This window comes from Massilia glaciei (assembly GCF_003011895.2).
GTDB lineage: Bacteria > Pseudomonadota > Gammaproteobacteria > Burkholderiales > Burkholderiaceae_D > Telluria_A > Telluria_A glaciei.
The window spans coordinates 36,626-59,258 of sequence record NZ_PXWF02000182.1; the positions used below are offsets into that span (position 1 = coordinate 36,626).

Sequence of the window (22,633 nt, forward strand, 5' to 3'; positions counted from 1 at the left end):
TCTGGAATAATATCCCTGACCTCCCACCGGTGCGAAAACTGATGTTGCCCGCAGCGGAAATCGCGCTACCGATCCTCGGCAATAAAAGACACAACGTCATCCCCGCGAAAGCGGGGACCCATGCTGAGCTTGCCAATACGCGGAGTTCAAGCCTTCAGGACTGGGAACTGTATCGGTCCAAATTTTGGAAGGCGCATAACTGCACGCTCATAATGGGTCCCCGCTTTCGCGGGAATGACGTTGTTATTTTGAACGACGTTGCTTATTTTATCGACGAGGAAGGATGACGGTTCGGCCAAACCGGCATCAGAAATGCACCCCGCGCAGCAACTGCTGCATCGCGATCTGCTCCGAGCTCATCTGCGGCGCCTTCTTGCCGTCGCCGCCCTTGGCCGCGTCGGAGTCGGGGAACATGCGGAACGTGGTGTTGAGCACGATCTGGGCCACGCGCGGCATCAGCGCGTGCAGGACTTGGCCGAACACGCCCACGCGGGTGGCGATGCGCACCGGCTTGTAGACCACCGCCTCGGCGATCATGTCGGCCGCCTCCTCCGGCGCCAGCGTCGGCACGTTCTGGTAGATCTTGGTCGGGGCGATCATCGGGGTGCGCACCAGCGGCATGTTGATGGTCGTGAACTTGATGCCCACGTCGGACAGTTCCGACGATGCGCAGCGGGTCCAAGCCTCGAGCGCGGCCTTCGAGGCCACATACGCCGAGAAGCGCGGCGCGTTGGTCAGCACGCCGATCGACGAGATGTTGATGATCTGGCCGCGCTTTTGCGCGATCATCGACGGCAGCAGGCCCATGGTCAGGCGCAGGCAGCCGAAGTAGTTCAGCTGCATGGTGCGCTCGAAGTCGTGGAAGCGGTCGTAGCTGGCCTCGATCGCGCGCCGGATCGAGCGGCCCGCGTTGTTGACCAATACGTCGACCACCCCGTGGTTGGCCAGCAGCAGCTGCACGAAGCGGTCGCAGTCGGCCATGTCGGCGATGTCGGCCGGGTAGGTGATGCAGTCGAAGCCCTTGGCCTGGATCTCCTTTTTGGCTTCGAGCAGCTTGTCCTCGTCGCGCCCGCAAATGATCGTGATCGCGCCCGCCTCGGCGAACTTGTGGGCCGCGGCCAGGCCGATGCCGGACGAGCCGCCCGTGATCAGGACGACCTTGCCGGCCACCGTGCCGCGCAGGGTGCGGTCGATGAACAGGTCGGGGTCGAGGTTGCGCTCCCAGTAATCCCAGATCGGGGCCGCGTATTTTTCGAGCGGCGGGCAACTGATGCCGCTGCCCTTGAGCGCGGCGGTCGCCTCGCGGCTGTCGAAGCGGGTCGGGTAGTTCACGAACGTCATCAGGTCGGGTGGCAGGCCCAGGTCCTTCATGAGCGCGTCGCGCACCCGGCGCACCGGCGTGAGCGACATGATGCCCTTCTTGACCGACTTTGGAATGAAGCCGAGCAGGGCGGCGTTGATGCGGATGCTCATGGTCGGCGCGTGGGCGGCGCGGCAGAACACATTGAGCACCTCGCCGACCCGCATCGGGTCCGGGTCGGTCAGGTGGAAGGCTTGGCCGTCGAGCTTTGGAAGGTGCGCGATGTGGTCCATCGCGTTGACCACGTAGTCGACCGGCACGATGTTGATGCGCCCGCCCTCGAGGCCGATGGTCGGCATCCATGGCGGCAGCAACTGGCGGATGCGCTGGATCAGCTTGAAGAAATAGTAAGGGCCGTCGATCTTGTCCATCTCGCCGGTCTTGGAGTCGCCCACCACGAGGCCGGGGCGGTACACGCGCCAGGCGCCGCGGGTTTCGACGCGCACGATTTTTTCGGACTCGTGCTTGGTGGCGAAGTAGGGGTGGTCGAGCCCCTCGGCCTCGTCGAACATGTCTTCGCGGAAGATCCCCTCGAACATGCCGGCGGCGGCGATCGAGCTCACATGGTGCAGGCAGCCGGCGCCGATGGCGTTGGCCAGTTCGACCGTGTTGCGCGTGCCTTCGACGTTGACGGCCATTTGCTCGTCGGCGTCGGCCATCATGTCGTAGATCGCGGCCAGGTGGAAGAAATGGTCGATCGTCTTGCTAAGCTTTTTGATGTCGTCCTTGGAGACGCCCAGCTTGGGCTGGCGCAGGTCGCCGAACACGGGGATGGCGCGCGCCTTGCTCACGCCCCAATACTCGAGCAACTCGGGCAGCTTGTCGCGGCTGGCCTCGCGCATGAGGAAGTAAACCACGCTGCCTTTGCGGGCCAACAGCTTCTTGACGAGCCGCTTGCCGATGAACCCAGTAGCTCCGGTGACAAAATACTGCATCTTGATCTCCCTTTATTTTGGTTGTGCAAATCTATACGTCAAATTACAGAACAAGTGCTCGGTTTGCAAGAAGTCTTACGCACGATCTTCAAGCCCCGGTGTTATTTAGAAGCAGGTCTCTATCGTATTAGAACCCGATCTCTACTTTTGCCCTCTAGAATGGTCTCATCAAAAAAGGTTTTATTCAATTTCCGACTTACGATACTGGGAGCTAAATATGGTTAAGAAACTCAAGACACTGGCAAAAAACGAAGACAAACAATTGGCTAGCGCTGTTCGCACCTCGGCTTCCCAGATCTGGCAGGCCGGCCTGGGCGCTTTCGCCAAGGCGCAGGAAGAAGGCGGCCGCGTGTTCAACAAGCTGGTCAAAGAAGGCACCGACCTGCAAAAGCGCACCCGCATGATGGCCGAGGACAAAGTCTCGGAAGTGACCGACACGGTCAACAAGGTCGCCGACGGCGTGAGCAAGCAAGCCTCGGGTTCGTGGGACAAGCTCGAGCAAGTGTTCGAAGACCGCGTCGCTCGCGCCCTGGGCACGATCGGCGTGCCGACCCAAAAAGACATCCAGGCGCTGACCCGCCGCGTCGAGCAACTGAGCAAGGCCGTGTCCCAGATGACCGGCAAAAAAGAGCCGGTCGCCAAGGCAGCCAAGGCTGCGCCAAAAGCGGCCGCAAAGGCAGCGCCTAAGAAGGCAGCCGCCGTCAAAGCGCCAGCCAAGAAGGTCGCCGCCGCCAAGCCGGCCGCAGCCAAGCCAGCCGTGAAAAAAGCCGTTGTGCGCAAGCCGGCAGTCAAAAAAGTCGCCGCCGCCCCTGCAGCACCGGCAGCCGACACCAGCGCCGCGTAACAGCCGGCCTACCGTTTCCCCCAGTCTTCACCCCTGGCCTGTTCGCAGGCCAGGTCTGGGGGAGCCGGACAGACGCATGATTGGGGCTTGTGCGCTGCACAAGCCCCTTTTTTATACTGAATACTTATACTGAATAGAATCCGACTCCGATGACGAAAGCCGCCCCCGCCAAACCCGCCCCACCGACTCCCCGGCCCAGCATCGGCCTGGCGCTGGCCGGCGGCGGCCCGCTGGCGGCGGTATACGAGATCGGGGCCCTGGCCGCGCTCGAGGAATCGATCGAGGGGCTCGACTTGAACGGCCTCGACATCTACGTCGGCATCAGCGCCGGCGGCATCGTCGCCGCCGGGCTGGCCAACGGCATCACCCCGCGCCAGATGTGCCGCATGTTCATCGAGAGCGACGTCAAGCAGGCCCCGGGCACCAGCGCGCTCAAGCCCGAGATCCTGCTGCGCCCGGCCGGCGCCGAGTTCCGCAAGCGCCTCGCGCTCGTGCCCGGCCTGTTCGTCGAGTCGCTGTTCCACTACGCGCGCACGCGGCGCAGCCTGATCTCGTCGTTCGAGCGCTTCAAGGAGGCGCTGCCGGCCGGGATCATCTCGGGCGAGGGCATCCACAACTACCTCAAGGCGACCTTCGCGCTGCCCGGGCGCAGCAACGACTTCCGCAAGCTGCGCCGCAAGTTGGTGATCGTGGCCACCGATCTCGACACGGGCGAGGCGGTGCGCTTCGGCGAGGCGCCCTGGGACGCCATTCCGGTTTCGCTCGCGGTGCAGGCCAGCGCCGCGGTGCCGGGACTGTTCCCGCCGGTCGAGATCAAGGGCCACCACTTCGTCGACGGCGCCGTGCGCAAGACCATGCACGCCTCGATCGCGCTCGAGCACGGCGCCAAGCTGCTGTTCTGCGTGAACCCGATCGTGGCCTACAACGCCAAGTTCCACCACGACGCCGGCAAGCTGGCCGGCGGCGGCCTGCTCGACGTGCTGTCGCAGACGCTGCGCGCGATCCTGCACTCGCGCCTCGAGACCGGCATGGCCAGCTACGCGCGGCGCCACCCGGACGCCGACATCTTGCTGTTCCAGCCGAACCAGGACGACGCCGAGCTGTTCTTCACCAACATCTTCAGCTACTCGAACCGGCGCCGCATGTGCGAGCGCGCCTACCAGAACACGCGCCTGATGCTGCTCGAGCGCAGGGCCGAACTGGGGCCGAAGCTGGCGCGCCACGGCCTCAAGCTCAAGTTGTCGGTGCTGCGCGACACCAGCCTGACGCTGGTGCACGAGGAGGTGCCGCGCGGCGCGCTGGCGCGCCTGACGCACGCGCTCGACGACCTCGAACACTGCCTCAAAGTGGCGCACTGGTCCAAGGAGTGAAGCGCGCGGCGGCGGCCTCCGGCGGCGCGCGCAAGGCGCCGCGGGGCCGTTGTTGATGCGTCAATCGCTAGGTGTTATGCTTGGCGCTGAAATGCTCGATGCAGAAAAAAACAGAGGCCGCTCTTTATGCTCCAAAAAGCTCCACGCCGTACCCGCGAACGCATCCTCGAATTGTCGCTTCGGCTGTTCAATGAATTCGGCGAACCCAACATCACGACCACCGTGATCGCCGAGGAGATGAATATCTCCCCCGGCAACCTGTACTACCACTTCCGCAACAAGGACGACATCGTCAACTCGATCTTCGTCCAGTTCGAGGCCGAGATCGAGCGCATCCTGCAGGTGCCCGACGGGCGCCGCTCCAACATCGAGGACGTCTGGCTGTATTTGCACCTGATGTTCGAGCTGATTTGGCGCTACCGCTTTTTCTACCGCGACCTCAACGACCTGCTCTCGCGCAATCGCAAGCTCGAGCTGCACTTCAAGCTGATCCTCGCGCACAAGATCAAGGTCGCCAGGCAGCTGTGCGAGGACCTGCGCTCCGAACGCTCGCTCGAGGCGTCCGAGGCCGAGATCAACGCCATGGCCACCAACATGGTGGTCGTGGCCACCTATTGGCTGTCTTACGAATACGTGCGCAATCCGCGCAAATACACCGAGCAGCAGGCCATGGCCGACGCGCTCGCGCGCGGCTGCTACCAGGTGCTCTCGCTGGTCGGCCCCTACCTGCGCGGCGACACCCGCCTGCTGTTCGAAAAACTGTCCGAAGAATACCTAAAACAACTCAAGTAAGACAACTTAAGTAAGACAACTCAAGTAAGACAACTAAAGTAAGGAGAACCCGATGGCCTGGACCAAATTTCCGTACCCCGAAGACGGGTACGTCTACACCGCCGCCAGCGTCAAGAAAGCCTGGCCGCGCCTGCACGTGGGCGACGCCGAGCCGTTCCCCAAAAAGGCGGCGCTGGTCGACGCCTGGATCGCCTTCCACGCGGGGCAGTTCGAGGAGGCAGCCAAGCTTGGCCTGGCCGCCGGCCTCGACGGCTACGCGGTGGCGCACAAGGCCACCTGCATCTACGCCAACTATCTCGAAAAGAACGAGAAGAAAAAACTGGCGATGTTCGAAGAGGTGGTCGAGCGCTGCGAGCGCCAGCAGGCCGAGCAGCCGGGCAATCCGGCCGGCTTCTACTGGCACGCGTACGCGCTGGGCCGCTACGCCCAGGGCATCTCGGTGGTCAAGGCGCTGGCGCAGGGCATCGCGCCCAAGGTGCGCGCGAGCCTCGACCAAACGATCGCGCTGGCGCCGGCCCATTCCGACGCCCACATCGCGCTCGGCGCCTTCCACGCCGAGATCATCGGCAGCGTCGGCGCCATGATCGGCGGCCTGACCTATGGCGTCAAAAAAGAGGAGGCGTACAAGAACTTCAAGAAGGCGATCGAACTGAACGCCGACACGGCGATCGGGCGCATCGAATACGCCAACGCGCTCGTCACGCTCGACGGCAACAAGAAGATGGCGGACGCGGTCAAGCTCTACCAGCTGGCCGCCGCGGTCGAACCGCAGGACGCCATGGAGCGGCTCGACGTCGAGGCCGCGAAAGAAGAGCTGGAAGACGACTGATGAAGGCGATCGCGGTCTACTGCGGCGCCTCGCACGGCGATTCGCCGCTGTACGCCGAGGCCGCGCGCGCGATGGCGCGCGCGCTGGTCGGGCACAACATCGGGCTGGTGTACGGCGGCGGCAATGTCGGCTTGATGGGCGTCATCGCCGACGAGGTGCTGCGCCTGGGCGGCGAGGCGAGCGGGGTGATCCCGCGCGCGCTGCTCGAGCGCGAGGTCGGGCACACGGGCCTGACGCGCATGTTCGTGGTCAAGGACATGCACGAGCGCAAGGCCATGATGGCCGAGCTGTCCGACGGCTTCATCGCCATGCCGGGCGGCATGGGCACGCTTGAGGAGCTGTTCGAGATGCTGACCTGGTCGCAGCTCGGCATCCACGCCAAGCCGGTCGGGGTGCTCAATGTGAACGGCTATTACGACGGCCTGGTCGCGCTCATGGAGCACATGCGGGGCGAGGGCTTCGTGCGTGCGCAGCACGCGGCGCTGATGATGGTCGAGTCCGATGCAGAGGCGCTGCTGCGGCGCTTGCAGGGCGGCGCGCCTGCGCTCTGACGCATGTTTTGTAAGGCGTCGACAGCGCCGCGTGCGTGTGGTCCGCAGTTCATCTGGCGCGCCTGTGACCGTGGCGCTCGTCGACACATTGCTGCTCGCGTCGATGCACGCTCAGTATGGGGCCCCGCCTTCGCGGGGATGACGTTGGGTCTTGTAGTGGTAAATTCGATTCCACGAATTCTCTGAGGCTTCCTGGACCGATTTCTCAGGCATTGAAGCAAACTAGTGCGCCGCCACGCCGGCCTGCGCCTTCGCCTGCGCCTCCAGCATCTGCGCGATCTGACCCGGCGGAAGCGGCGGGCTGACCAAAAAGCCCTGGATCTCGTCGCAGTCGTTGGCGCGCAGGAAGTCGCGTTGCTGCTCGGTCTCGACGCCCTCGGCGATCACCCGCAAATTGAGCTTGTGCCCGAGCGAGATGATCGCCATCGCGATCGCCTGGTCGTCGGCGTTCTCGGCCAGTTCGCTGATGAACGACATGTCGATCTTCAGGCTGCTGATGGGGAAGGACTTGAGCGCCGACAGGCTCGAGTAACCGGTCCCGAAATCGTCGATCGACAGCCGCACCCCCATCTCCTCGAGCTCGCGCATCTTGCCCACCGACTGCGTCAGGTCGCGCATGATCAGGCTCTCGGTCACCTCGAGTTCGAGCGCGTGCGGCGCCAGGCTGCTCTCGCGCAGCGCCTGCGCGACCCGCCCGACCAGCCGCTTTTCGGCGAACTGGCGCGGCGAGACGTTGACCGACACCGTGATCGGCGCCAGCCCTGCCACCTGCCAGGCGCGGTTCTGGCGGCACGCCGTCTGCAGCACCCACTCGCCGATCTCGACGATCAGGCCGCTGTCCTCGGCCAGCCCGATGAAGCGCAGCGGCGAGATCACGCCGTGCTCGGGATGGTGCCAGCGGATCAGCGCCTCGACCCCGAACACGAGGCCGCTGCGCAGGTCCACCTTGGGCTGGTACACGAGCCGCAGCTGGTTTTGCTCGAGCGCGTTGCGCAGCCCCTCGAGCAGGCTCAGTTTCTCCTCGCCGCTGGCGTTCATCTCGCTCGTGTAGAACTGGATGTTGTTGTTGCCCATCTCCTTGGCGCGGTACATCGCGGCGTCGGCGTTGATGATCAGGGTGTCGGGGTCGGCCCCGTCGCGCGGATACAGCACCACCCCCATGCTGCAGCCGATGCGCACCTCCTGGCCGCCGAGCATGAACGGCGCGACCACCGACTGGCGCACCTTTTCGAGCACCGGCGCGACCGCCTGCGCGCTCTCGCCGGCGTCGCTCAGGATCAGCACGAACTCGTCGCCGCCGAAGCGGCCCACGGTGTCCTCGCGCCGCAGGCAGTGCATCATGCGCTGGCCGACCACCTTGAGCAGCTCGTCGCCGGCCTTGTGGCCGAGGCCGTCGTTGACCAGCTTGAAGCCGTCGAGGTCGATGAAGGCGACCGCCACGCAGCCGCCCGTCACCTGCGCGCCCGCCATCGCCTGCTCGATGCGCTCGCGGATCAGGCTGCGGTTGGGCAGGCCGGTCAGGGTGTCGTGGTGCGCCATGTGGCGGATCCGCTCGTCGGCCAGCTTGCGCTCGGTGATGTCGCGGATGATCGCCACCACGCCGCCCTCGACCCCGACCAGCTGGCGGTGCATCCAGATGCCGCGCATGGCCGGCGTGCCGCCCTGCCATTCGGCCTCGTGCACGCCGCCCTCGGTCATGGCCTTGACCAACTGCGCGAACACGCCGTTGTGGCGGTACGCCGGGATCAGGTTGCACAGCCGCGCGCCGTGCAACTGCTCCTTGGTTTGCCCCGCCATCTGCTCGGCGCGCGTGTTGGTCGCCTCGATCACGAAGTCGATCACGCCGCCGTCGGCGTCTTGCACGCTGCGCATGACGAAAAAACCGTCGGGGCTGGCCTCGGAGGCGGCCGCGTAGGTCTCCTGGGCGCGCCGGATGCCGCGCTGGCCGCGGATCAGCTGCCACGACCAGACGCACACGATCGTCACCACCAGGATCAGCAGCGCGCTCGCGCTCGCGGCCGACCACAGGTAGCTGCGCTGGTGCTGGGCGAAGGCGGCCATCTGCTCGTCCTCGGCCAGGCCGACCACCACGCTGAGCGGAAAGCCGTGCAACTCGCGCACGGCGCTGTAGCGGCGCACCCCGTCCCAGGGGCTGGCCGCCGGCTCGGCCGGACTTGGCCCGGCGCCGGGTTTGTAGGCGCGCCCGCCCCACGACAGCGTGTCTCCGATGCGCAGGGCGCGGAACTCGCCGTCCGGGCCGAACATCCCGAGCAAGCCCTGCGCGCCCTGGCGCGAGTGCTCGTAGGCGCTGGTGAAATAGGCCGGGTCCACTTCGAGCACCGCCACGCCGCCGAAGCGCCCCGCGGCGTCGTTGATGCGGCGCGAAAAATGCATGTGCGCGCCGCCCGCCCCAAGCTGCACCCGGCTCACGAAGGGGGTGTCGGCGGCCGCGTCGCGGTGCACGGTGAAATAGGGCTCGCCAGACATCTCGTCCCTGGGGCCGGGCGGATTGCTCGCCACCACCACGCCGTCGCGGTCGGCGATGCTGACCGTAAACACCAGCGACGGTGGCAGCAGGCCCTGTTTGTTCAGCGCGGGCAGGGCGCCGTCCGCGCCCTCGAGTTCGATCGCGTACTTGAGCACCTTGAGGGTCTGGTCGATGCCGTCGAGGTTGCGCGCCATCTGCGCCTCGTAGGTGTCGATCAGCTCCCCGGTCGAGGTGCGCGCCGCGTTCTCGGCCTGGGCGCGCTCGGTCCGGATCGACTGCAGCGTGAAAATCCAGATGGCCCCCAGCAGCAGCAACGCGAACAGCGGCAGCGTCGCGTACGAGGGCAGGCCGAGGCCGAGCCAGCGCAGCAGCGCGGCGCGCTCGGCGCCGGCCACCGCCGCGGGTTCGCGGCCATCTTGCGCGCTCTCTGGCATCGGCATCCCCTAGTGCACCACCAACACCGTCTTGACGCTGTCGTCAAGCGCCGACTTGTCGATGTAGCCGATCAGGGCCGGGTTCTCGGCCACCATCTTGCGGATCGCAGCGCTGCCGCCGGCCTCGCGCGGCGGCCGCCCGCGCCCCGTGAATATCATCTTGGTCCAGTAGGCCTTGAGCAGCGCCGGCGACTTGGCCACCACCTTGCTGTAGAACTCGTCGCGCAGGGGCGAGCCGACCCGGTGGTCGAGCGCGACGGCTTCGGCGCCGTCGGGAAAACGCCCGACCTGGCCGAGGAAGATGTCGGCCACCTGCTGCGCGTGCATCGCCTCGACCGCGCTCCGGGCCGAGACGATGACGACCAGATCGCCCGCGCGCGCGCCCGCCGCCGCCAGCGCGAACGCGAGGGCGGCCAGTGCGTGGCGTGGTGTGTGTTTGGCCGGGCGCATGGGGATGGGCCTCCTCAAAACACAAAGTCGAGCAGGACGCTCGCCACGTGGAACGGGCGGCCGGAGCGGAACCCCGGCTGCGTGTTGACCAGGGTGCCGGGCGAGCCGCCGCGCGGCGTGATGCGCTCGAGCTGCAGCTTGAGCGCGTAGTTGGGGCTGAAGTCCCAGCGCAGGCCGGCCGTGATGTTCGATTGCACCGGCACCGCGATCAGCGCCGCGTTCAGGCCGGCGTTGAGGGCGGCGCCGGCCGCGGCCAGCGGCGGCGCCAGCCCGGCCAGGTTCAGGCCGTCGTCGCGCGTGGCGCTGTGCACGCGCGTGCGGGCGTACGACAGGTAGGGCGTGAAGTCGCGCAGGCGGTAGCCGGCGCTAGCGTACATGCTGGTCCTGTCGCCGAAATACGAGTCCGTGTTCATGCTGCCGAACTCGCCCATGACGAACCAGCGGCCCGGGTCGTAGCTCGCGCCCGCGCTCCAGGCGGTGGCGCGCTTGGGGTCGACGTCGAATCTTTCGGCCAGCGCCGCGCCCTGCGGCCCGAACTGGCGGAAGGCGTCGAACATGGGGCGCAGGATGTCGATCGTGAGCGAGGAACTGAACACGCTGGCGCGCAGCGTGGCCGCGCCGACCGTGGCCGTGTTGGCAATCCCGGCCAGGCCGCGCGCCTTGGCGCTGGCGCCGTCCCACAGCTTGACCACGCTGCGCCCGTAGAAGGCCTGGGTGACGTGCTTGACGGCGCCGCTTTGCCAGCGGTAGGCCAGGTCGACGCCGTCGCTGTTGCTGATCGGGACCAGGTTGTAGAGTTCGATCGGGGGGCGCGCCCACGGGATCGCATAGCCGACCTTGCGGTGGTCGGCCACCAGGAACAGCGGCAGCGCGATGCGGCCGGCGCGCAGCGCCAGGTCGGGCGTGGCCTGGTACTTGACGTTGGCCCATTCGACGATCGGGCTGTAGTTGTTGTCGAGCCCCTGTTCGCTGACCACCTGCAGCACGGCGGACCAGCGCTGGCCCGGCGCGATGTCGAGCTGCACGCCGAGGCGGCTGTCGACGTCGCCGCTCCAGCGCCGCGTGTGGCCGGCGCCGTTGGGCTTGAGGATGGTCGAGGTGAAGTCGGCCCCGCGTTCGCCCGAATGCACCGCGCCGAGCGTGCCGAAGCCACCGAAGGACCAGGACGGCTTGTCGGCGGCCGGTTCGGGCGCTGGGTCGGGCGCTGAAACGGGCGCCTCGGCCCCGGCCAGCACGGCGCCGTGGGCAGCCGCCAGGCCCAACGCGAGGGCGAGCGCGCCCATGCGGCGCGGCGCGGAAAAGGACGATGGATTCACATTCGGGAATGTCATATGGGTCCATGGGAAACAAGACATTCTGGCGCCGCGCGCGTTTGCGCGGGCTGACCACGCCAGCCACAACTGGACAATCAGTCCACTTTATACTTGGCTGGAGGGAATGTCGATAGCTTTGGCCGCGCATCGGCGATGTTGCAAATTATGCTGTATGAATGCAACAAGCTGCGCTGAGGGGGCTTCGCAGCGCCTTCAATCCTGTTCTTCAAGGACTTCGCTTGCAAGCTTTTATAATTCGCGGATAATTCAACAGATAGTTGATCTTGCAAACCAGGAAGAATTCATGTCTGCCGAAACGATAGACCACGCGACCTTGACGACACTTTCCAAAGCAGGCGTGGTGCGAAGCGCGCACGTCGTGGGGCAAGATGGCGGCTGGAGTGTCCTGGTGAAATACGGCATGACCGAGCGCGTGCTGGCGGCTCAGCGCACGCACAAAGTGCGCGTCTTCCGAAAGCTCGACACCTTGGTCGACTACTTGAAGGGGGTTGGCATTTCGCGCTTCGAGGTGGACGCTTTGGCCTACGACCCGAACGGCGTTACCGTCATCAAACGTCCGGATCGCGCGGCCGCGATGAAAAACGCCCATGCGGCGGCGGCTTACACAAAGTGGCTTACAGCGCAGATACACGAAGCGATCGACGAGCCCAGCCCTTCGGTGCCGCATGACGACGCGATGGGTCAGGTCCGCGCTGCGCTAAAGCGGTAAGCGAATCTCGTGCATCTCATCGATTGGTAGAAACAGGCCGGTACTTTGCCCAAAAACCTTCTAGGCGCCGCTCCAGAGGCGCTTGCCCGACAAGTCGAGCTCAGTCAAATAAAGCCGCAGGTCGAATTCGTATTGGTGATAATTGGGCTCCATATATGAGCAAAGCTTATAGAACGCCTTGTCATGCTGTTTCTCCTTTACGTGCGCCAGTTCGTGCACGGCGATCATGCGCAAAAACTCGAGCGGCACATCCTTGAACAGCGACGACACGCGGATCTCGTGCTTGGCCTTGAGCTTGTTGCCCTGCACGCGCGAGATGGTCGTGTGCAGGCCAAGCGCGTGCTGGATCACCTGGATCTTGCTGTCGAAGGCGATCTTGTTGATCGGCTCGGCGTTGCGCAAAAACTCCGTCTTCAGGTCCTGCACGTAGTCGTGTAGGGCCTTGTCGGTGCGTACCGCGTGCGCGCGCGGATAGCGTTCCTTGAGCACCTCGCCGAGCTTGTCCTGTTCGATCAGGCGCGCGACCTGCTCGCGCGTCTGGTCGGAATAGTGGCTCAGGTATTTGAGGGGCTGCTGCATGCGGCGTTTTTCAACACGGGGAAAGCGCGCAGCTTACCACGGTGCTCAATTGGCCGGGACCGCGCCGGCCTTGCCCGCCTCGATGAAACGATCGAGAGTGGTCTGCTCGTCGCGCTCGCCGAAGGCGTAGTTCGCCTCGAGCCACATCACGTTGATGACGGCCGCGCCGAGCGCGAAACCGAGGCCCAATATCCAGGTGAAATACCACATTTTTAGCTCCAGTTTTCCAACTCAATAGGATTCGTGCGTGTTTTCGCGGATGCGCGCGGCCGTGACCTTGCCGCGCATGATGCTGTAGACCCAGCCCGTGTACAGGCTCACCACCGGCAGAAACAACAGCATGACCCAGAACATCACGGACAGGCTCTTGTGGCTGGCGACCGCGTCCCACGCCGTCAGGCCGCTGTCGGGCGCGAGCGAGGAGGGCATGATGAACGGGAACATGGCCGCGCCCGCCGTGATCACGATGCCCGCGACCGAGGCCCCGCTGGCCAGGAACGCGGCCAGGCTGCGCCGCGCCACGCAGGCGGCGGCCGCCAGCGCGGCCCCGCCCAGTCCGAGCGCGGGGAACAGCAGCGTCAGCGGCCAGCGCGTGTAGTTGTCGAGCCAGGCGCCGGTGGCCAGCGCCACCGTCTTGGCCGGCGGCATGAAGGCCGAGTCGAGCGGCGGCGACGCCGTGATCCGGTGTCCCTCGACGCCGAACGCGACCCAGGCCCCGGCCAGCGCGAACAGCGCCAGCGTCACCAGGGCGGCGCCGATGGCGGCGCGGCGCGCCCGTTCGGCGATGACCTCGTCGGTCTTCTGGTACAGGAAGGTGGCGCCGTGCATGGCCAGCATGCTCACCCCGAGCGCGCCGGCGAGCAGGCCGAAGGGGTTGAGCATGTCGAAGAAGGTGCCCGTGTATTCGAGCCGCATGCTGTCGTCGTAGCGGAACGGCACGCCCTGCAGCAGGTTGCCGAAGGCGATGCCGAAGATCAGCGGCGGCACCACGCCGCCGGCGAACAGGCCCCAGTCCCAGGCCGATCGCCAGCGCGCATCGGCCAGCTTGGAGCGGTAGTCGAAGCCGACCGGGCGCAGGAACAGCGCGAACAGGAGCAGCATCAGCGCGATGTAAAAGCCCGAGAACGCGGCCCCGTACACCAGCGGCCAGGCCGCGAACAGGGCGCCGCCGCCGGCGATGAACCAGGTCTGGTTGCCCTCCCAGGTGGGGCCGATGGTGTTGATGATGATGCGGCGCTGCATGTCGTCCTTGCCCAGCAGCGGCAGCCACATGCCGACCCCGAAGTCGAAGCCGTCGGTCAGCGCGAAGCCGATCAGCAACACCCCGACGAAGCACCACCAGATCACCTTGAGTGTGACGTAATCAAACAGCATGGAGCGTCCCTCCCGCGGTGGCGGACCGTTCGGCTTCGGCCTCGGCCCCGTCCTCTCGTTCCCAGTGGTATGCGCCGGTGTGCAGGCTGCTCGGCCCGAGGCGCACGTATTTGATCATCAGGCCCATCTCGACGACGAACAGCAGGCTGTAGAAGGCGAGCAGGCCGGCCAGGCTGAAGTACAGGCTGGAGGGCTGCAGCGTCGACGACGACAGATGGGTCGGCAGCACCCCGGCGATGGTCCACGGCTGGCGCCCGTACTCGGCCACCACCCAGCCCAGCTCGGCCGCGACCCAGGGCAGGGGGATCGCGCACACGGCCAGCTTGAGCAGCCAGCGCTGGCGCGCCAGCCGCTTGCGCACGAGGAAGTAAAACGCTGCGCTGAAGATGAACAGGAACAGGATCCCGAGCCCGACCATGATCCTAAACGACCAGAACAGCGGCGCCACGTTTGGGATCGTGTCGCCCACGGCCAGCTTGATCTGGGCCTCGCTGGCGTCGACCACGTTGACGGTGTACTTCTTGAGCAGCAGGCCGTAGCCGAGGTCGGCCTTGAGGCGCAGGAAGTCGGCGCGCGCGGCCTCGGATTTGTCGCCCTTTTTCAGGCGCGTGAGCGCGGCGTAGGCCAGCATGCCGTTGCGGATGCGCGCCTCGTGCTGCACCTTGAGCTCCTTGATGCCTGTGACCGGCTTGTCGAGCGAGCGCGTGGCGATCAGGCCGAGCACGTACGGGATCTTGACCGCGTAGTCGGTGCGTTCGGTCTCGTTGTTGGGCAGGCCGATCAGGGTCAGGCCGGCCGGCGCCGGCTCGGTCTCCCATTCGGCCTCGATGGCGGCCAGCTTGACCTTGTTGACTTCGCCGGCGGTGTAGCCCGACTCGTCGCCGAGCACGATCACCGACAGCGTCGAGGCCAGCCCGAAGGCGGCGGCGATGGCGAACGAGCGCAGCGCGAACGGCACGTCGCGCGCCTTGAGCAGGTAGAAGCTCGAGACCCCGAGCACGAACATCGAGGCCGTCACGTAGCCGGCCGCGACCGTGTGGACGAACTTGACCTGCGCCACCGGGTTGAAGATCACTTCGCCGATGCTGACGAGCTCCATGCGCATGGTCTCGAAGTTGAACTCGGCGCCGACCGGGTTGTTCATCCAGCCGTTGGCGATCAGGATCCACAGCGCCGACAGGCTCGAACCGAGCGCGACGAGGAAGGTCACGAACAGGTGCTGCACCTTCGACAGGCGCGACCAGCCGAAGAAGAACAGGCCGACAAAGGTCGATTCGAGGAAGAAGGCCATCATGCCCTCGATCGCGAGCGGGGTGCCGAAGATGTCGCCCACGTAGTGCGAGTAGTAGGCCCAGTTGGTGCCGAACTGGAACTCGAGCGTGATGCCGGTGGTCACGCCCATGGCGAAATTGATGCCGAACAGCTTGCCCCAGAATTTGGTCATGTCGCGGTAGATCACGCGCCCGGTCATCACATAGACCGACTCCATGATGACCAAAATCCAGGACAGGCCGAGCGTGAGCGGGACGAACAGGAAGTGGAACATGGCCGTCGCGGCGAACTGCAGGCGCGACAGGCTGACGACGTCATCTAAGGGGATCATGCTCGGCTTTCATCGGGGGTGGGACGATCGCCTGCGTGCCGAGCAGCTTTTGCTCGACCTGCTCGGTGGGCAGGCGCATTTTTTTTGTTTGGGGCGCCGAGAAGAACGCCTTCCAAAGCATGCTCAGGATGATGACCTTGACCACCAGCGCGAGCGTGATGGCGAGCGCCAGCGGCAGGCGCACGGGGGCGGGGCGCATCTCAATTGCCTTCTTTGGGGGCGGCGCTGGCGGCGTCGATGGTGGCGGGCGCGGCCGGGCCGGCCGGTCCCGGGTCCGCAGGTTCCGCGTCCGCCGTGCCGCCCGGGCCGGCGCGCTTGATGCGGAAGGTGTCGCGCACGCTGTCGCCGACGTTGAGCAGCTTCTTGACGGTCGAGCCCATCTTCATGAGCGAGGTCAGGGTTTCGGGCGAGAGGCGCTGGACGTCGTCGAACCAGGAGCTCGACAGCTCGATCAGGTCGTACATTTCGCGCATGCGTTGCTGGGCGGTGCGGTCGGCCTCGGTGGCCGGGGTTTCGAGCAGGGCGTCGCGCAGCATCGACAGGGTCGGTTCGACCTCGCGCCGGCGGCGCTCTTCGAGCAGGGCCTTGAAAATGTCCCAGATGTCCTTGGGCGGCTCGAAATATTCGCGGCGGTCGCCCGGTTTGTGCAGCAGCTTGACGAGGCGCCAGGATTGCAATTCCTTCAGTCCCATCGACACGTTCGAGCGCGAGAACGAGAGGTGCTCGGCGATGTCGTCGGCGTTGAGCGGGGTGGCCAGCACGTAGAGCAGGGCGTAGATCTGGCCGACGGTGCGGTTGATGCCCCAGCGGCTGCCCATTTCGCCGAAGTGGAGGATGAATTTCTGCGCGAGGGGGCTGAGATTGGTCATGGATTTCTCGGTTGATTTGTAATTTCAGGAATTACTGAAATTATAGGTCAAGCAAAAAATCCGCGCTGGCGGGGGAGCAAAATCACCCCCGCGCCGATCTGCTCCGTGTTTATGGCGGTACTGGGGCAACCATAGCCCGGCCAATTCCCGCGCAAACCGGCCGCCCAATAAAAAACCGGGGATGTCTCCCCGGTCGCTGTGGTCCCACTTTTTTGAAAAGCTTAGGTTTCGTCCTTGCCGCCCTCGCGGCCGTCGTCCTTGGCCACGCCCGCCGCGGCACCCGCGCCACCGCGCGCGGCGTTGCCCGCTTCGGCGGCGGCGGCGTTGGCGCGCGCGGCCGACTGGCGGCTCTCGCCACCCTTGCGGCCGATCTCGGCCATGTGCTCGCGGTCGCGGCTGACCGCCTCGCCGCCTTTTTGCCCGGCCCGGCGCGCCTCTTCGGAATCGAATTCGTGCGCGGTGCCTTTTTGGTGCGCCGCCTGGCCACCCTTGCTGGCGATTTCGCGCTGCTGCTTTTCGTCCATCGCGGCGAACCCGCGCTTGGCCGGCGTCGCGCTGCCGCCACCGCCCTTCTGCGAGTTGCCCGCCTGGCTGCCGTCGCCCTTGCTGACGCTGTCTTTGCTAGTTGCCATTTCGATCTCCTTGGGTGTACATCGGTATCAGTACGAGAAGTAACGGCCCGGTGCGACCGCCTGTCTGTGCGCTCGCATTGCTGCGCTCGTGGGATTAGAGAGGCGCTCAATTTCAATAGTTCCGCCCCCGCCCCGCTGTATGCGCGGTCTTGTCAGTCGGGCGAACGCGGCTGGCGGCGCGCCTTTTCGTGCGGCAGCGCGGCGTCGAGCGTGGCCGCCGGCGAGGTCAGGTCCTCCTCGAGCTCCTCCTTGCGCGCGAGGAGCTGCTCGGCCAGGTCGTCGAGGTCGAGCCCCGCCTCGCGCGCGGCGTCGAACATCTCGGCTTCCTCCTTCTCGATGTGGTGGACGATCTCCTCGCCGAGCACGGTGACAGTGGCGTCGAAGTGGTCGTCGCCCGGGTACATGACCTCGAGTTGGCTGATCAGCTCGCGCGCGCCGGCGTGCTCGACGTCGGCCTTGTCCATCATGTCGTCGTTGTCGATCGCCGCGCGCAGCACCGGATAGAAGATCTCTTCCTCGATCATCGTGTGCAAGGTCAGCTCGTAGCAGATCTCGTCGACCAGTTCGGCCTTGCGTTCGTCGTCGTCCTGGTCGCTGCCCTTCATGCTTTCGAATTCGCGAAACAGACTCTTGACCTTGTCGTGGTCGGCCTTGAGCAACTCAAGGGCGTCCATCGAGGATCGGCTTTTCGGCTTGCCTGTGTTTGACATTGTGAGCTCCGTGATTGATTGTTGCTGGTTGCTGGTTGCTGGTTGCCGGTTGTGGCTGGCTGGTTGGCGCTTGGACTGGGCCGGCCGTCGCCGCGCGCGGCCGGCGGTCGGTCTTAGTGCGGCCGGTCTTAGTGCGGCCGACCGCTGCCGCCGGCGAAGGCCGGTCCGCTCCAGGTGTCGAAGGTGGCGCCCTCGCGCCGTGGCGCGGCGCGCTCGGTGGCGGCGGCGGCCGGGCGCAGCAGGGCGCCGGCAAGCGCGGCGGCGGCGCCGCGTCCCGCCTCGGGCATGTGGGCCTCGGCCGCGCGCGTGAGGTCGAGCTGGGCGCCGGCGATCACGTTCATGAGTTGTTCCTGGTAGTGGCGGATGCGCTCGGTGGTGGGCTGGATCTGGCCCATCATGGTAGAGCCCACCTGGTAGTGGTCGGAGCAGGCGAGCAACTGGCGGCTTGTGTTGAGCGCGCCTTCGACGAATTGCTGTGCCCAGTGCATGTTCAGCTCGCTCAGCTTGCGCAGCGAGTCGACACTGGTCGCAGTCAGCTCGTTCATGAAGTTCATTTGTGATTCCATTTGCGAGCGCATGGCGCGGCTGTTGGGTGTTGCTTGCATGGTGTCCTCGGGGTTGACGATTGCATTGCCCTCCCTCGGGCAAGGGATGGACGCGCCCGGCATGAGCACGCGACATTCAGACGTTGTTTGTCGGGCCAAGTTCCGCCAATGGCGGACGGGCGCGCGTTCGGTCAAGGAAGGTGCAGATAGGGCGGGGGAGGGTGTTGCGGGGGAGTCGTCGGCGGCCGGAGGGCGGCGGGCGGCAGCGGCGGCCGGGGGGGCCGCGGCCGGGGCGGGCGGGCCGCCGCGTTCCGGCGGCCCGCCGTCATCGCGGCGCGGGCGTCAGGCGTCGGCGACCTTCAGCACCAGCTTGCCGAAATTCTTGCCTTCGAAAAGCATCAGCAGCGCCTCGGGGAAGGTTTCGATGCCCTCGACCACGTCCTCGACGCTCTTGAACGTGCCTTCCCTGATCCACTTGCCCATCTCGGCCACGCCGAGGTGGTATTTCGCGGCGTAGTCGAACACGACGATGCCCTCCATGCGCGCGCGGTTGACCAGCAGCGACAGGTAGTTGGCCGGCCCCTTGACCGCGGTGGTGTTGTTGTACTGCGAGATGGCGCCGCAGATAACGATGCGCGCCTTGAGGTTGATGCGCGTGAGCACGGCGTCGAGGATCTCGCCGCCGACATTGTCGAAATACACGTCGACGCCGTTCGGGCAATGTTCCTTGAGGCCGTCCTTGACGCTGCCGCCCTTGTAGTCGATGCAGGCGTCGAAGCCCAGTTCCCTGACGACGAAGTCGCATTTGTCCTTGCCGCCGGCGATGCCGACCACGCGGCAACCCTTTTGCTTGGCGACCTGGCCGACCACCATGCCGACCGCGCCGGCCGCGCCCGAGACCACCACCGTCTCGCCGGCCTTGGGCAGGCCCACCTCGAGCAGGCCGAAGTAGCCGGTCATGCCGGGCATGCCGAGCGTGTTGAGCCAGGTCGTCAGCGGCGCGAGGGTTGGGTCGATCTTGAAGAAGCCCGCCGTCTTGTCGCCGGCCGCGCCGGTCCAGTAGCGCTGCACCCCGATGCCGCCCGACACATAATCGCCCACGGCGAAGCCGGGCGCCTTCGACGCGACCACGACGCCGACCCCGCCGGCGCGCATGACCTCGCCGATGGCGACCGGCCGGATGTACGACTTGCCCTCGTTCATCCAGCCGCGCATGGCAGGGTCGAGCGACAGGTACAGCGCCTTGACCGTGATTTCGCCGTCTTGCAGCGCGCGCAGCGGCTCGGTGGTGCGCTGCCAGTCGGACGGTTTTGGCATCCCGACGGGGCGGGCGGCGAGGCGGAACTGCTCGTTGATCGGTGCGGTGCTCGACATGGCGTGGTCCTTGGGTGTGGGAGTCAGGATGCTTACTATACCGCAAATTGCACGGTCGTGCTTTTTTAGATTGGGGAGGAACTGCCCGGCGCATGCGACAATATCGGACCCGTAAAATCCCGACCCATCCGCGCCGCCCGAAAACCATGAGCCATCCCGAATACATCCTGACCCTGTCCTGCCTCGACCAGCGCGGCATCGTGCACCGCGTCTCGGGTTTCCTCGCCGACCACGGCTGCAACATCATCGACTCGGCCCAGTTCGGCGATGCCGAGTCGAAGCTGTTTTTCATGCGCGTCCATTGCGCGCTCGAGGACGCCGCCGTGAGCGACCTGCAGTTGCGCGCCGGCTTCGCCGAGCTGTGCGCGCAGATGCGGATGGCGGGCCAGCTGCACCACGCCCACGTCAAGCCGCGCGTGCTGCTGATGGTGTCGAAGATCGGCCATTGCCTCAACGACCTGCTGTTCCGCTACAAGAGCGGCCTGCTGCCCGTCGAGATCCCGGCGATCGTGTCGAACCACATGGATTTCTACCAGCTCGCGGCCAGCTACAACATTCCGTTCCACCATTTGCCGCTGGCCGCCGGCGCCGGGGCCAGGCAGGCGCAGGAGGCGCGCATCCTCGAATTGATGGACAGCCACCGGATCGAGCTGGTGGTGCTGGCGCGCTACATGCAGATATTGTCGCCGGCGCTGTGCGAGGCCATGCGCGGCAAGGCGATCAACATCCACCATTCGTTCCTGCCCAGCTTCAAGGGCGCCAAGCCGTACGCGCAGGCGCACCACCGCGGCGTCAAGCTGATCGGCGCGACCGCGCACTTCGTCACGGGCGACCTGGACGAGGGCCCGATCATCGAGCAGGACGTCGAGCGGGTCGACCACGCGATGGACGCCGAGGCGCTCTCGGCGATCGGGCGCGACGTCGAATGCGTGGTGCTCGCGCGCGCCGTCAAGTGGTTCGTCGAACACCGCATTTTGCAAAACGGCGACAAGACCGTCGTCTTCAAGTAGGCACCGGTCCGCCAACAGCTTGTTCAACAAGATTCGTCAATAAGTTCCTTCAACAAGATCATTTCAATAAATAAGGCAAGCGCATCAATGGCTCTCAAAGCGACCATCTACAAAGCGGATCTGCAGATTGCGGACATGGACCGCAACTATTACCAGGACCATGTGCTGACGCTGGCGCGCCATCCGTCCGAGACCGACGAGCGCATGATGATCCGGCTGCTCGCGTTCGCGATCCACGCCAACGAGGCGCTGACGTTCACCAAGGGTTTGTTCGACACCGACGAGCCCGACCTGTGGCAGAAGGACCTGACCGGCGCCATCGAACTGTGGATCGAGGTCGGCCAGCCCGACGAGAAGCGCCTGATGAAGGCGTGCGGGCGTTCGGCCAAGGTGATCGTGTATTCGTACGCGGCCACCAGCCACATCTGGTACAAGCAGATCGCCAACAAGCTCGAGCGCGCCAAGAATCTGACCGTGATTAACATTCCGTCGGAGTCGGCCGAGGGCCTGCAAAAGCTGGCCAACCGCAACATGCAGCTGCAATGCACGATCCAGGACGGGCAGATCTGGCTCACCGACAGCGTCTCGACCGTGCTGATCGAGCGCGACGCGTTCAAGTCCGAGCGCTAACAAGGCGCCGCGCGGGCGCGCCTGGCCGTATGATGTGGACGTGACATTCGGAGACAATGTAAGCTTTGCCAGATTGTATAATCGCTACCGGTTTCCTCCGTCTCGCACCAACTGAAAGGAATGCACCATGCGCCTTATAATTGCACTGATTCTCCCGTGGCTCACGTTTTTCACGATCGGGCGCCCGATCGCCGGCATTGTGTGCCTGATCGCGCAACTGACCATCATCGGCTGGCTGCCGGCGACCATCTGGGCCGTGTTTGCGCTGAGCCAGTACGAGACCGAGCAAAAAATCCAGGAGGCGCTGTCGCGCCGCTAAACAATTGAAATGAGTACCAGATGAACAAATTCGTGTCCGGCATGGCCGCCATGCTGGCCTTGGCCGGCAGCGCCGCGGCGCAGGCGCAGGTGAAGCTCAGCGCGCCGTGGGTCCGCGCCACGGTGCCCCAGCAAAGCAGCACGGGCGCGTTTTTGCGCATCGAAACAACGGCCGACGCGCGCCTGGTCAAGGTCGCCTCGCCGGTGGCCGGCATCGCCGAGATGCACAAGATGGAAATGAAGGGCGAGATGATGCGCATGTACCGGGTCGACGGCATCGCTCTGCCGGCCGGCAAGGTCACGCAGCTTGCCTCGGGCGGCCACCACATCATGCTGCTCGACCTCAAACGCCAGCTCAAGGCGGGCGAGACGGTGCCGTTGACGCTCACGTTCGAAGACCGGCAAAAAAAGCGCAGCAGCGTCACGCTCGCGGTGCCGGTCAAGCCGCTCACCTATGTCAGTCCGGCCAAGGCGCACTGAGAGGCTGAGAGTCTTTCGGTCATGCCCGCTCATCACGCCAGAAAGCGCCAGTTCGTCGTTGCAAATGCTCGCCATAGCCCGCTATGGCTGTGCTTTGCGCCTCGATCTGCCGCTTTCTGACGGGCTGCTCGGGCACGCCCGAAAAACTCTCAGCCTCTGAGGCCGGGCGCGCCGACCAAGCACCGACCGTTCCGCCGCCCCGCGCGGTGTAAATGCTCCCGGCCACGGTGACGCCCCGCGCGGGCGCACCGCCGTCCTTAAAATTTCGTTCATTGCAATGCGCCGCATCGGGCGCGCTATCGGGGTCAGACCCCGATAGCGGAATTCTTGGTGGCTTGGAAGGGACGATGCACCTCATTTCTCCACCGGGGCGCCATCCACCGCGCCAAAAAATTTCACAACCGGGGTCTGAC

General features: G+C 65.5%; 24 protein-coding genes. 10 read left to right on the forward strand and 14 right to left on the reverse strand.

The window, feature by feature from the left end:
* Positions 1-306: 306 nt before the first annotated feature.
* Positions 307-2,295, reverse strand: coding sequence for an SDR family oxidoreductase (locus C7C56_RS11345; protein WP_106757513.1), 1,989 nt, complete (start codon positions 2,293-2,295; stop codon positions 307-309).
* Between the two features lie 217 nt (positions 2,296-2,512).
* On the opposite strand from C7C56_RS11345, the gene C7C56_RS11350 reads away from it, so the two are divergent.
* The 5 genes from C7C56_RS11350 (at position 2,513) to C7C56_RS11370 (ending at position 6,681) form a co-directional block, all read left to right on the forward strand.
* Positions 2,513-3,139, forward strand: a complete 627-nt coding sequence (locus C7C56_RS11350; protein WP_106757514.1) for a phasin family protein — start codon at positions 2,513-2,515, stop codon at positions 3,137-3,139.
* Positions 3,140-3,288: 149 nt separating this feature from the next.
* Positions 3,289-4,509: a patatin-like phospholipase family protein gene (locus tag C7C56_RS11355; protein ID WP_106757515.1), complete on the forward strand. Its 1,221-nt coding sequence runs from the start codon at positions 3,289-3,291 to the stop codon at positions 4,507-4,509.
* 126 nt (positions 4,510-4,635) lie between these two features.
* Entirely contained in the window at positions 4,636-5,301 is a 666-nt protein-coding gene (locus C7C56_RS11360) for a TetR/AcrR family transcriptional regulator (RefSeq protein ID WP_106757516.1), read from the forward strand.
* 52 nt (positions 5,302-5,353) lie between these two features.
* Complete coding sequence (locus C7C56_RS11365) at positions 5,354-6,130, forward strand: tetratricopeptide repeat protein (RefSeq protein WP_106757517.1); 777 nt, start codon at positions 5,354-5,356, stop codon at positions 6,128-6,130.
* On the forward strand, positions 6,130-6,681 hold the full coding sequence (locus tag C7C56_RS11370) for an LOG family protein (protein ID WP_106757518.1): 552 nt from the start codon (positions 6,130-6,132) through the stop codon (positions 6,679-6,681). Before C7C56_RS11365 ends, C7C56_RS11370 begins: the two co-directional genes overlap by 1 nt.
* Positions 6,682-6,903: 222 nt before the next feature.
* On the opposite strand, the gene C7C56_RS11375 is transcribed toward C7C56_RS11370, so the two are convergent.
* The 3 genes from C7C56_RS11375 to C7C56_RS11385 are packed head-to-tail and all read right to left on the reverse strand — an operon-like array spanning position 6,904 to position 11,369.
* Complete coding sequence (locus tag C7C56_RS11375) at positions 6,904-9,603, reverse strand: bifunctional diguanylate cyclase/phosphodiesterase (RefSeq protein WP_106757536.1); 2,700 nt, start codon at positions 9,601-9,603, stop codon at positions 6,904-6,906.
* A 9-nt stretch (positions 9,604-9,612) separates the two neighbouring features.
* Positions 9,613-10,053: a type 2 periplasmic-binding domain-containing protein gene (locus C7C56_RS11380; protein WP_106757519.1), complete on the reverse strand. Its 441-nt coding sequence runs from the start codon at positions 10,051-10,053 to the stop codon at positions 9,613-9,615.
* A gap of 14 nt (positions 10,054-10,067) precedes the next feature.
* A complete protein-coding gene (locus tag C7C56_RS11385) occupies positions 10,068-11,369 on the reverse strand; it encodes a porin (RefSeq protein WP_229458715.1) in 1,302 nt (433 codons plus the stop codon).
* A 301-nt stretch (positions 11,370-11,670) separates the two neighbouring features.
* Here C7C56_RS11385 and C7C56_RS11390 point away from each other — a divergent pair, with 301 nt between their 5' ends.
* Positions 11,671-12,096 (forward strand): ParC-related protein, encoded by a 426-nt coding sequence (locus tag C7C56_RS11390; protein WP_106757521.1) that lies wholly within the window; start codon positions 11,671-11,673, stop codon positions 12,094-12,096.
* A 60-nt stretch (positions 12,097-12,156) separates the two neighbouring features.
* Here C7C56_RS11390 and C7C56_RS11395 read toward each other — a convergent pair whose 3' ends face one another.
* From C7C56_RS11395 to C7C56_RS11440, 10 genes are all read right to left on the reverse strand, one after another.
* Positions 12,157-12,675 (reverse strand): YgjP-like metallopeptidase domain-containing protein, encoded by a 519-nt coding sequence (locus C7C56_RS11395; RefSeq protein WP_106757522.1) that lies wholly within the window; start codon positions 12,673-12,675, stop codon positions 12,157-12,159.
* A gap of 45 nt (positions 12,676-12,720) precedes the next feature.
* Positions 12,721-12,885, reverse strand: a complete 165-nt coding sequence (gene cydX / locus C7C56_RS11400) for a cytochrome bd-I oxidase subunit CydX (protein ID WP_106757523.1) — start codon at positions 12,883-12,885, stop codon at positions 12,721-12,723.
* 21 nt (positions 12,886-12,906) lie between these two features.
* Positions 12,907-14,049 carry a cytochrome d ubiquinol oxidase subunit II gene (gene cydB / locus C7C56_RS11405; protein ID WP_106757524.1) on the reverse strand — a complete coding sequence of 381 codons (1,143 nt, stop codon included), beginning with the start codon at positions 14,047-14,049 and terminating at the stop codon, positions 12,907-12,909.
* Positions 14,039-15,652: a cytochrome ubiquinol oxidase subunit I gene (locus C7C56_RS11410; RefSeq protein WP_106757525.1), complete on the reverse strand. Its 1,614-nt coding sequence runs from the start codon at positions 15,650-15,652 to the stop codon at positions 14,039-14,041. The genes cydB and C7C56_RS11410 overlap by 11 nt, the downstream gene beginning before the upstream one ends.
* On the reverse strand, positions 15,636-15,851 hold the full coding sequence (gene cydP, locus C7C56_RS11415; protein WP_106757526.1) for a cytochrome oxidase putative small subunit CydP: 216 nt from the start codon (positions 15,849-15,851) through the stop codon (positions 15,636-15,638). The genes C7C56_RS11410 and cydP overlap by 17 nt, the downstream gene beginning before the upstream one ends.
* Before the next feature lies 1 nt (position 15,852).
* Entirely contained in the window at positions 15,853-16,521 is a 669-nt protein-coding gene (locus tag C7C56_RS11420) for a GbsR/MarR family transcriptional regulator (RefSeq protein ID WP_106757527.1), read from the reverse strand.
* A 221-nt stretch (positions 16,522-16,742) separates the two neighbouring features.
* Positions 16,743-17,153, reverse strand: a complete 411-nt coding sequence (locus tag C7C56_RS11425) for a KGG domain-containing protein (RefSeq protein WP_219933141.1) — start codon at positions 17,151-17,153, stop codon at positions 16,743-16,745.
* Positions 17,154-17,305: 152 nt separating this feature from the next.
* Positions 17,306-17,863 carry a hemerythrin domain-containing protein gene (locus C7C56_RS11430; protein WP_106757528.1) on the reverse strand — a complete coding sequence of 186 codons (558 nt, stop codon included), beginning with the start codon at positions 17,861-17,863 and terminating at the stop codon, positions 17,306-17,308.
* 128 nt (positions 17,864-17,991) lie between these two features.
* Complete coding sequence (locus C7C56_RS11435) at positions 17,992-18,468, reverse strand: phasin family protein (protein WP_181373130.1); 477 nt, start codon at positions 18,466-18,468, stop codon at positions 17,992-17,994.
* 282 nt (positions 18,469-18,750) lie between these two features.
* Positions 18,751-19,782: an NADP-dependent oxidoreductase gene (locus C7C56_RS11440; protein ID WP_106757530.1), complete on the reverse strand. Its 1,032-nt coding sequence runs from the start codon at positions 19,780-19,782 to the stop codon at positions 18,751-18,753.
* 146 nt (positions 19,783-19,928) lie between these two features.
* On the opposite strand from C7C56_RS11440, the gene purU reads away from it, so the two are divergent.
* The 4 genes from purU (at position 19,929) to C7C56_RS11460 (ending at position 22,220) form a co-directional block, all read left to right on the forward strand.
* The gene (gene purU / locus C7C56_RS11445; protein ID WP_106757531.1) at positions 19,929-20,792 is read left to right on the forward strand and encodes a formyltetrahydrofolate deformylase; all 864 of its coding nucleotides are present in this window, start codon (positions 19,929-19,931) and stop codon (positions 20,790-20,792) included.
* 87 nt (positions 20,793-20,879) lie between these two features.
* The gene (locus C7C56_RS11450; protein ID WP_106757532.1) at positions 20,880-21,422 is read left to right on the forward strand and encodes a YaeQ family protein; all 543 of its coding nucleotides are present in this window, start codon (positions 20,880-20,882) and stop codon (positions 21,420-21,422) included.
* A 127-nt stretch (positions 21,423-21,549) separates the two neighbouring features.
* Positions 21,550-21,741, forward strand: coding sequence for a YqaE/Pmp3 family membrane protein (locus C7C56_RS11455; RefSeq protein ID WP_106757533.1), 192 nt, complete (start codon positions 21,550-21,552; stop codon positions 21,739-21,741).
* Between the two features lie 20 nt (positions 21,742-21,761).
* On the forward strand, positions 21,762-22,220 hold the full coding sequence (locus tag C7C56_RS11460) for a copper chaperone PCu(A)C (RefSeq protein ID WP_106757534.1): 459 nt from the start codon (positions 21,762-21,764) through the stop codon (positions 22,218-22,220).
* Positions 22,221-22,633 lie beyond the last annotated feature (413 nt).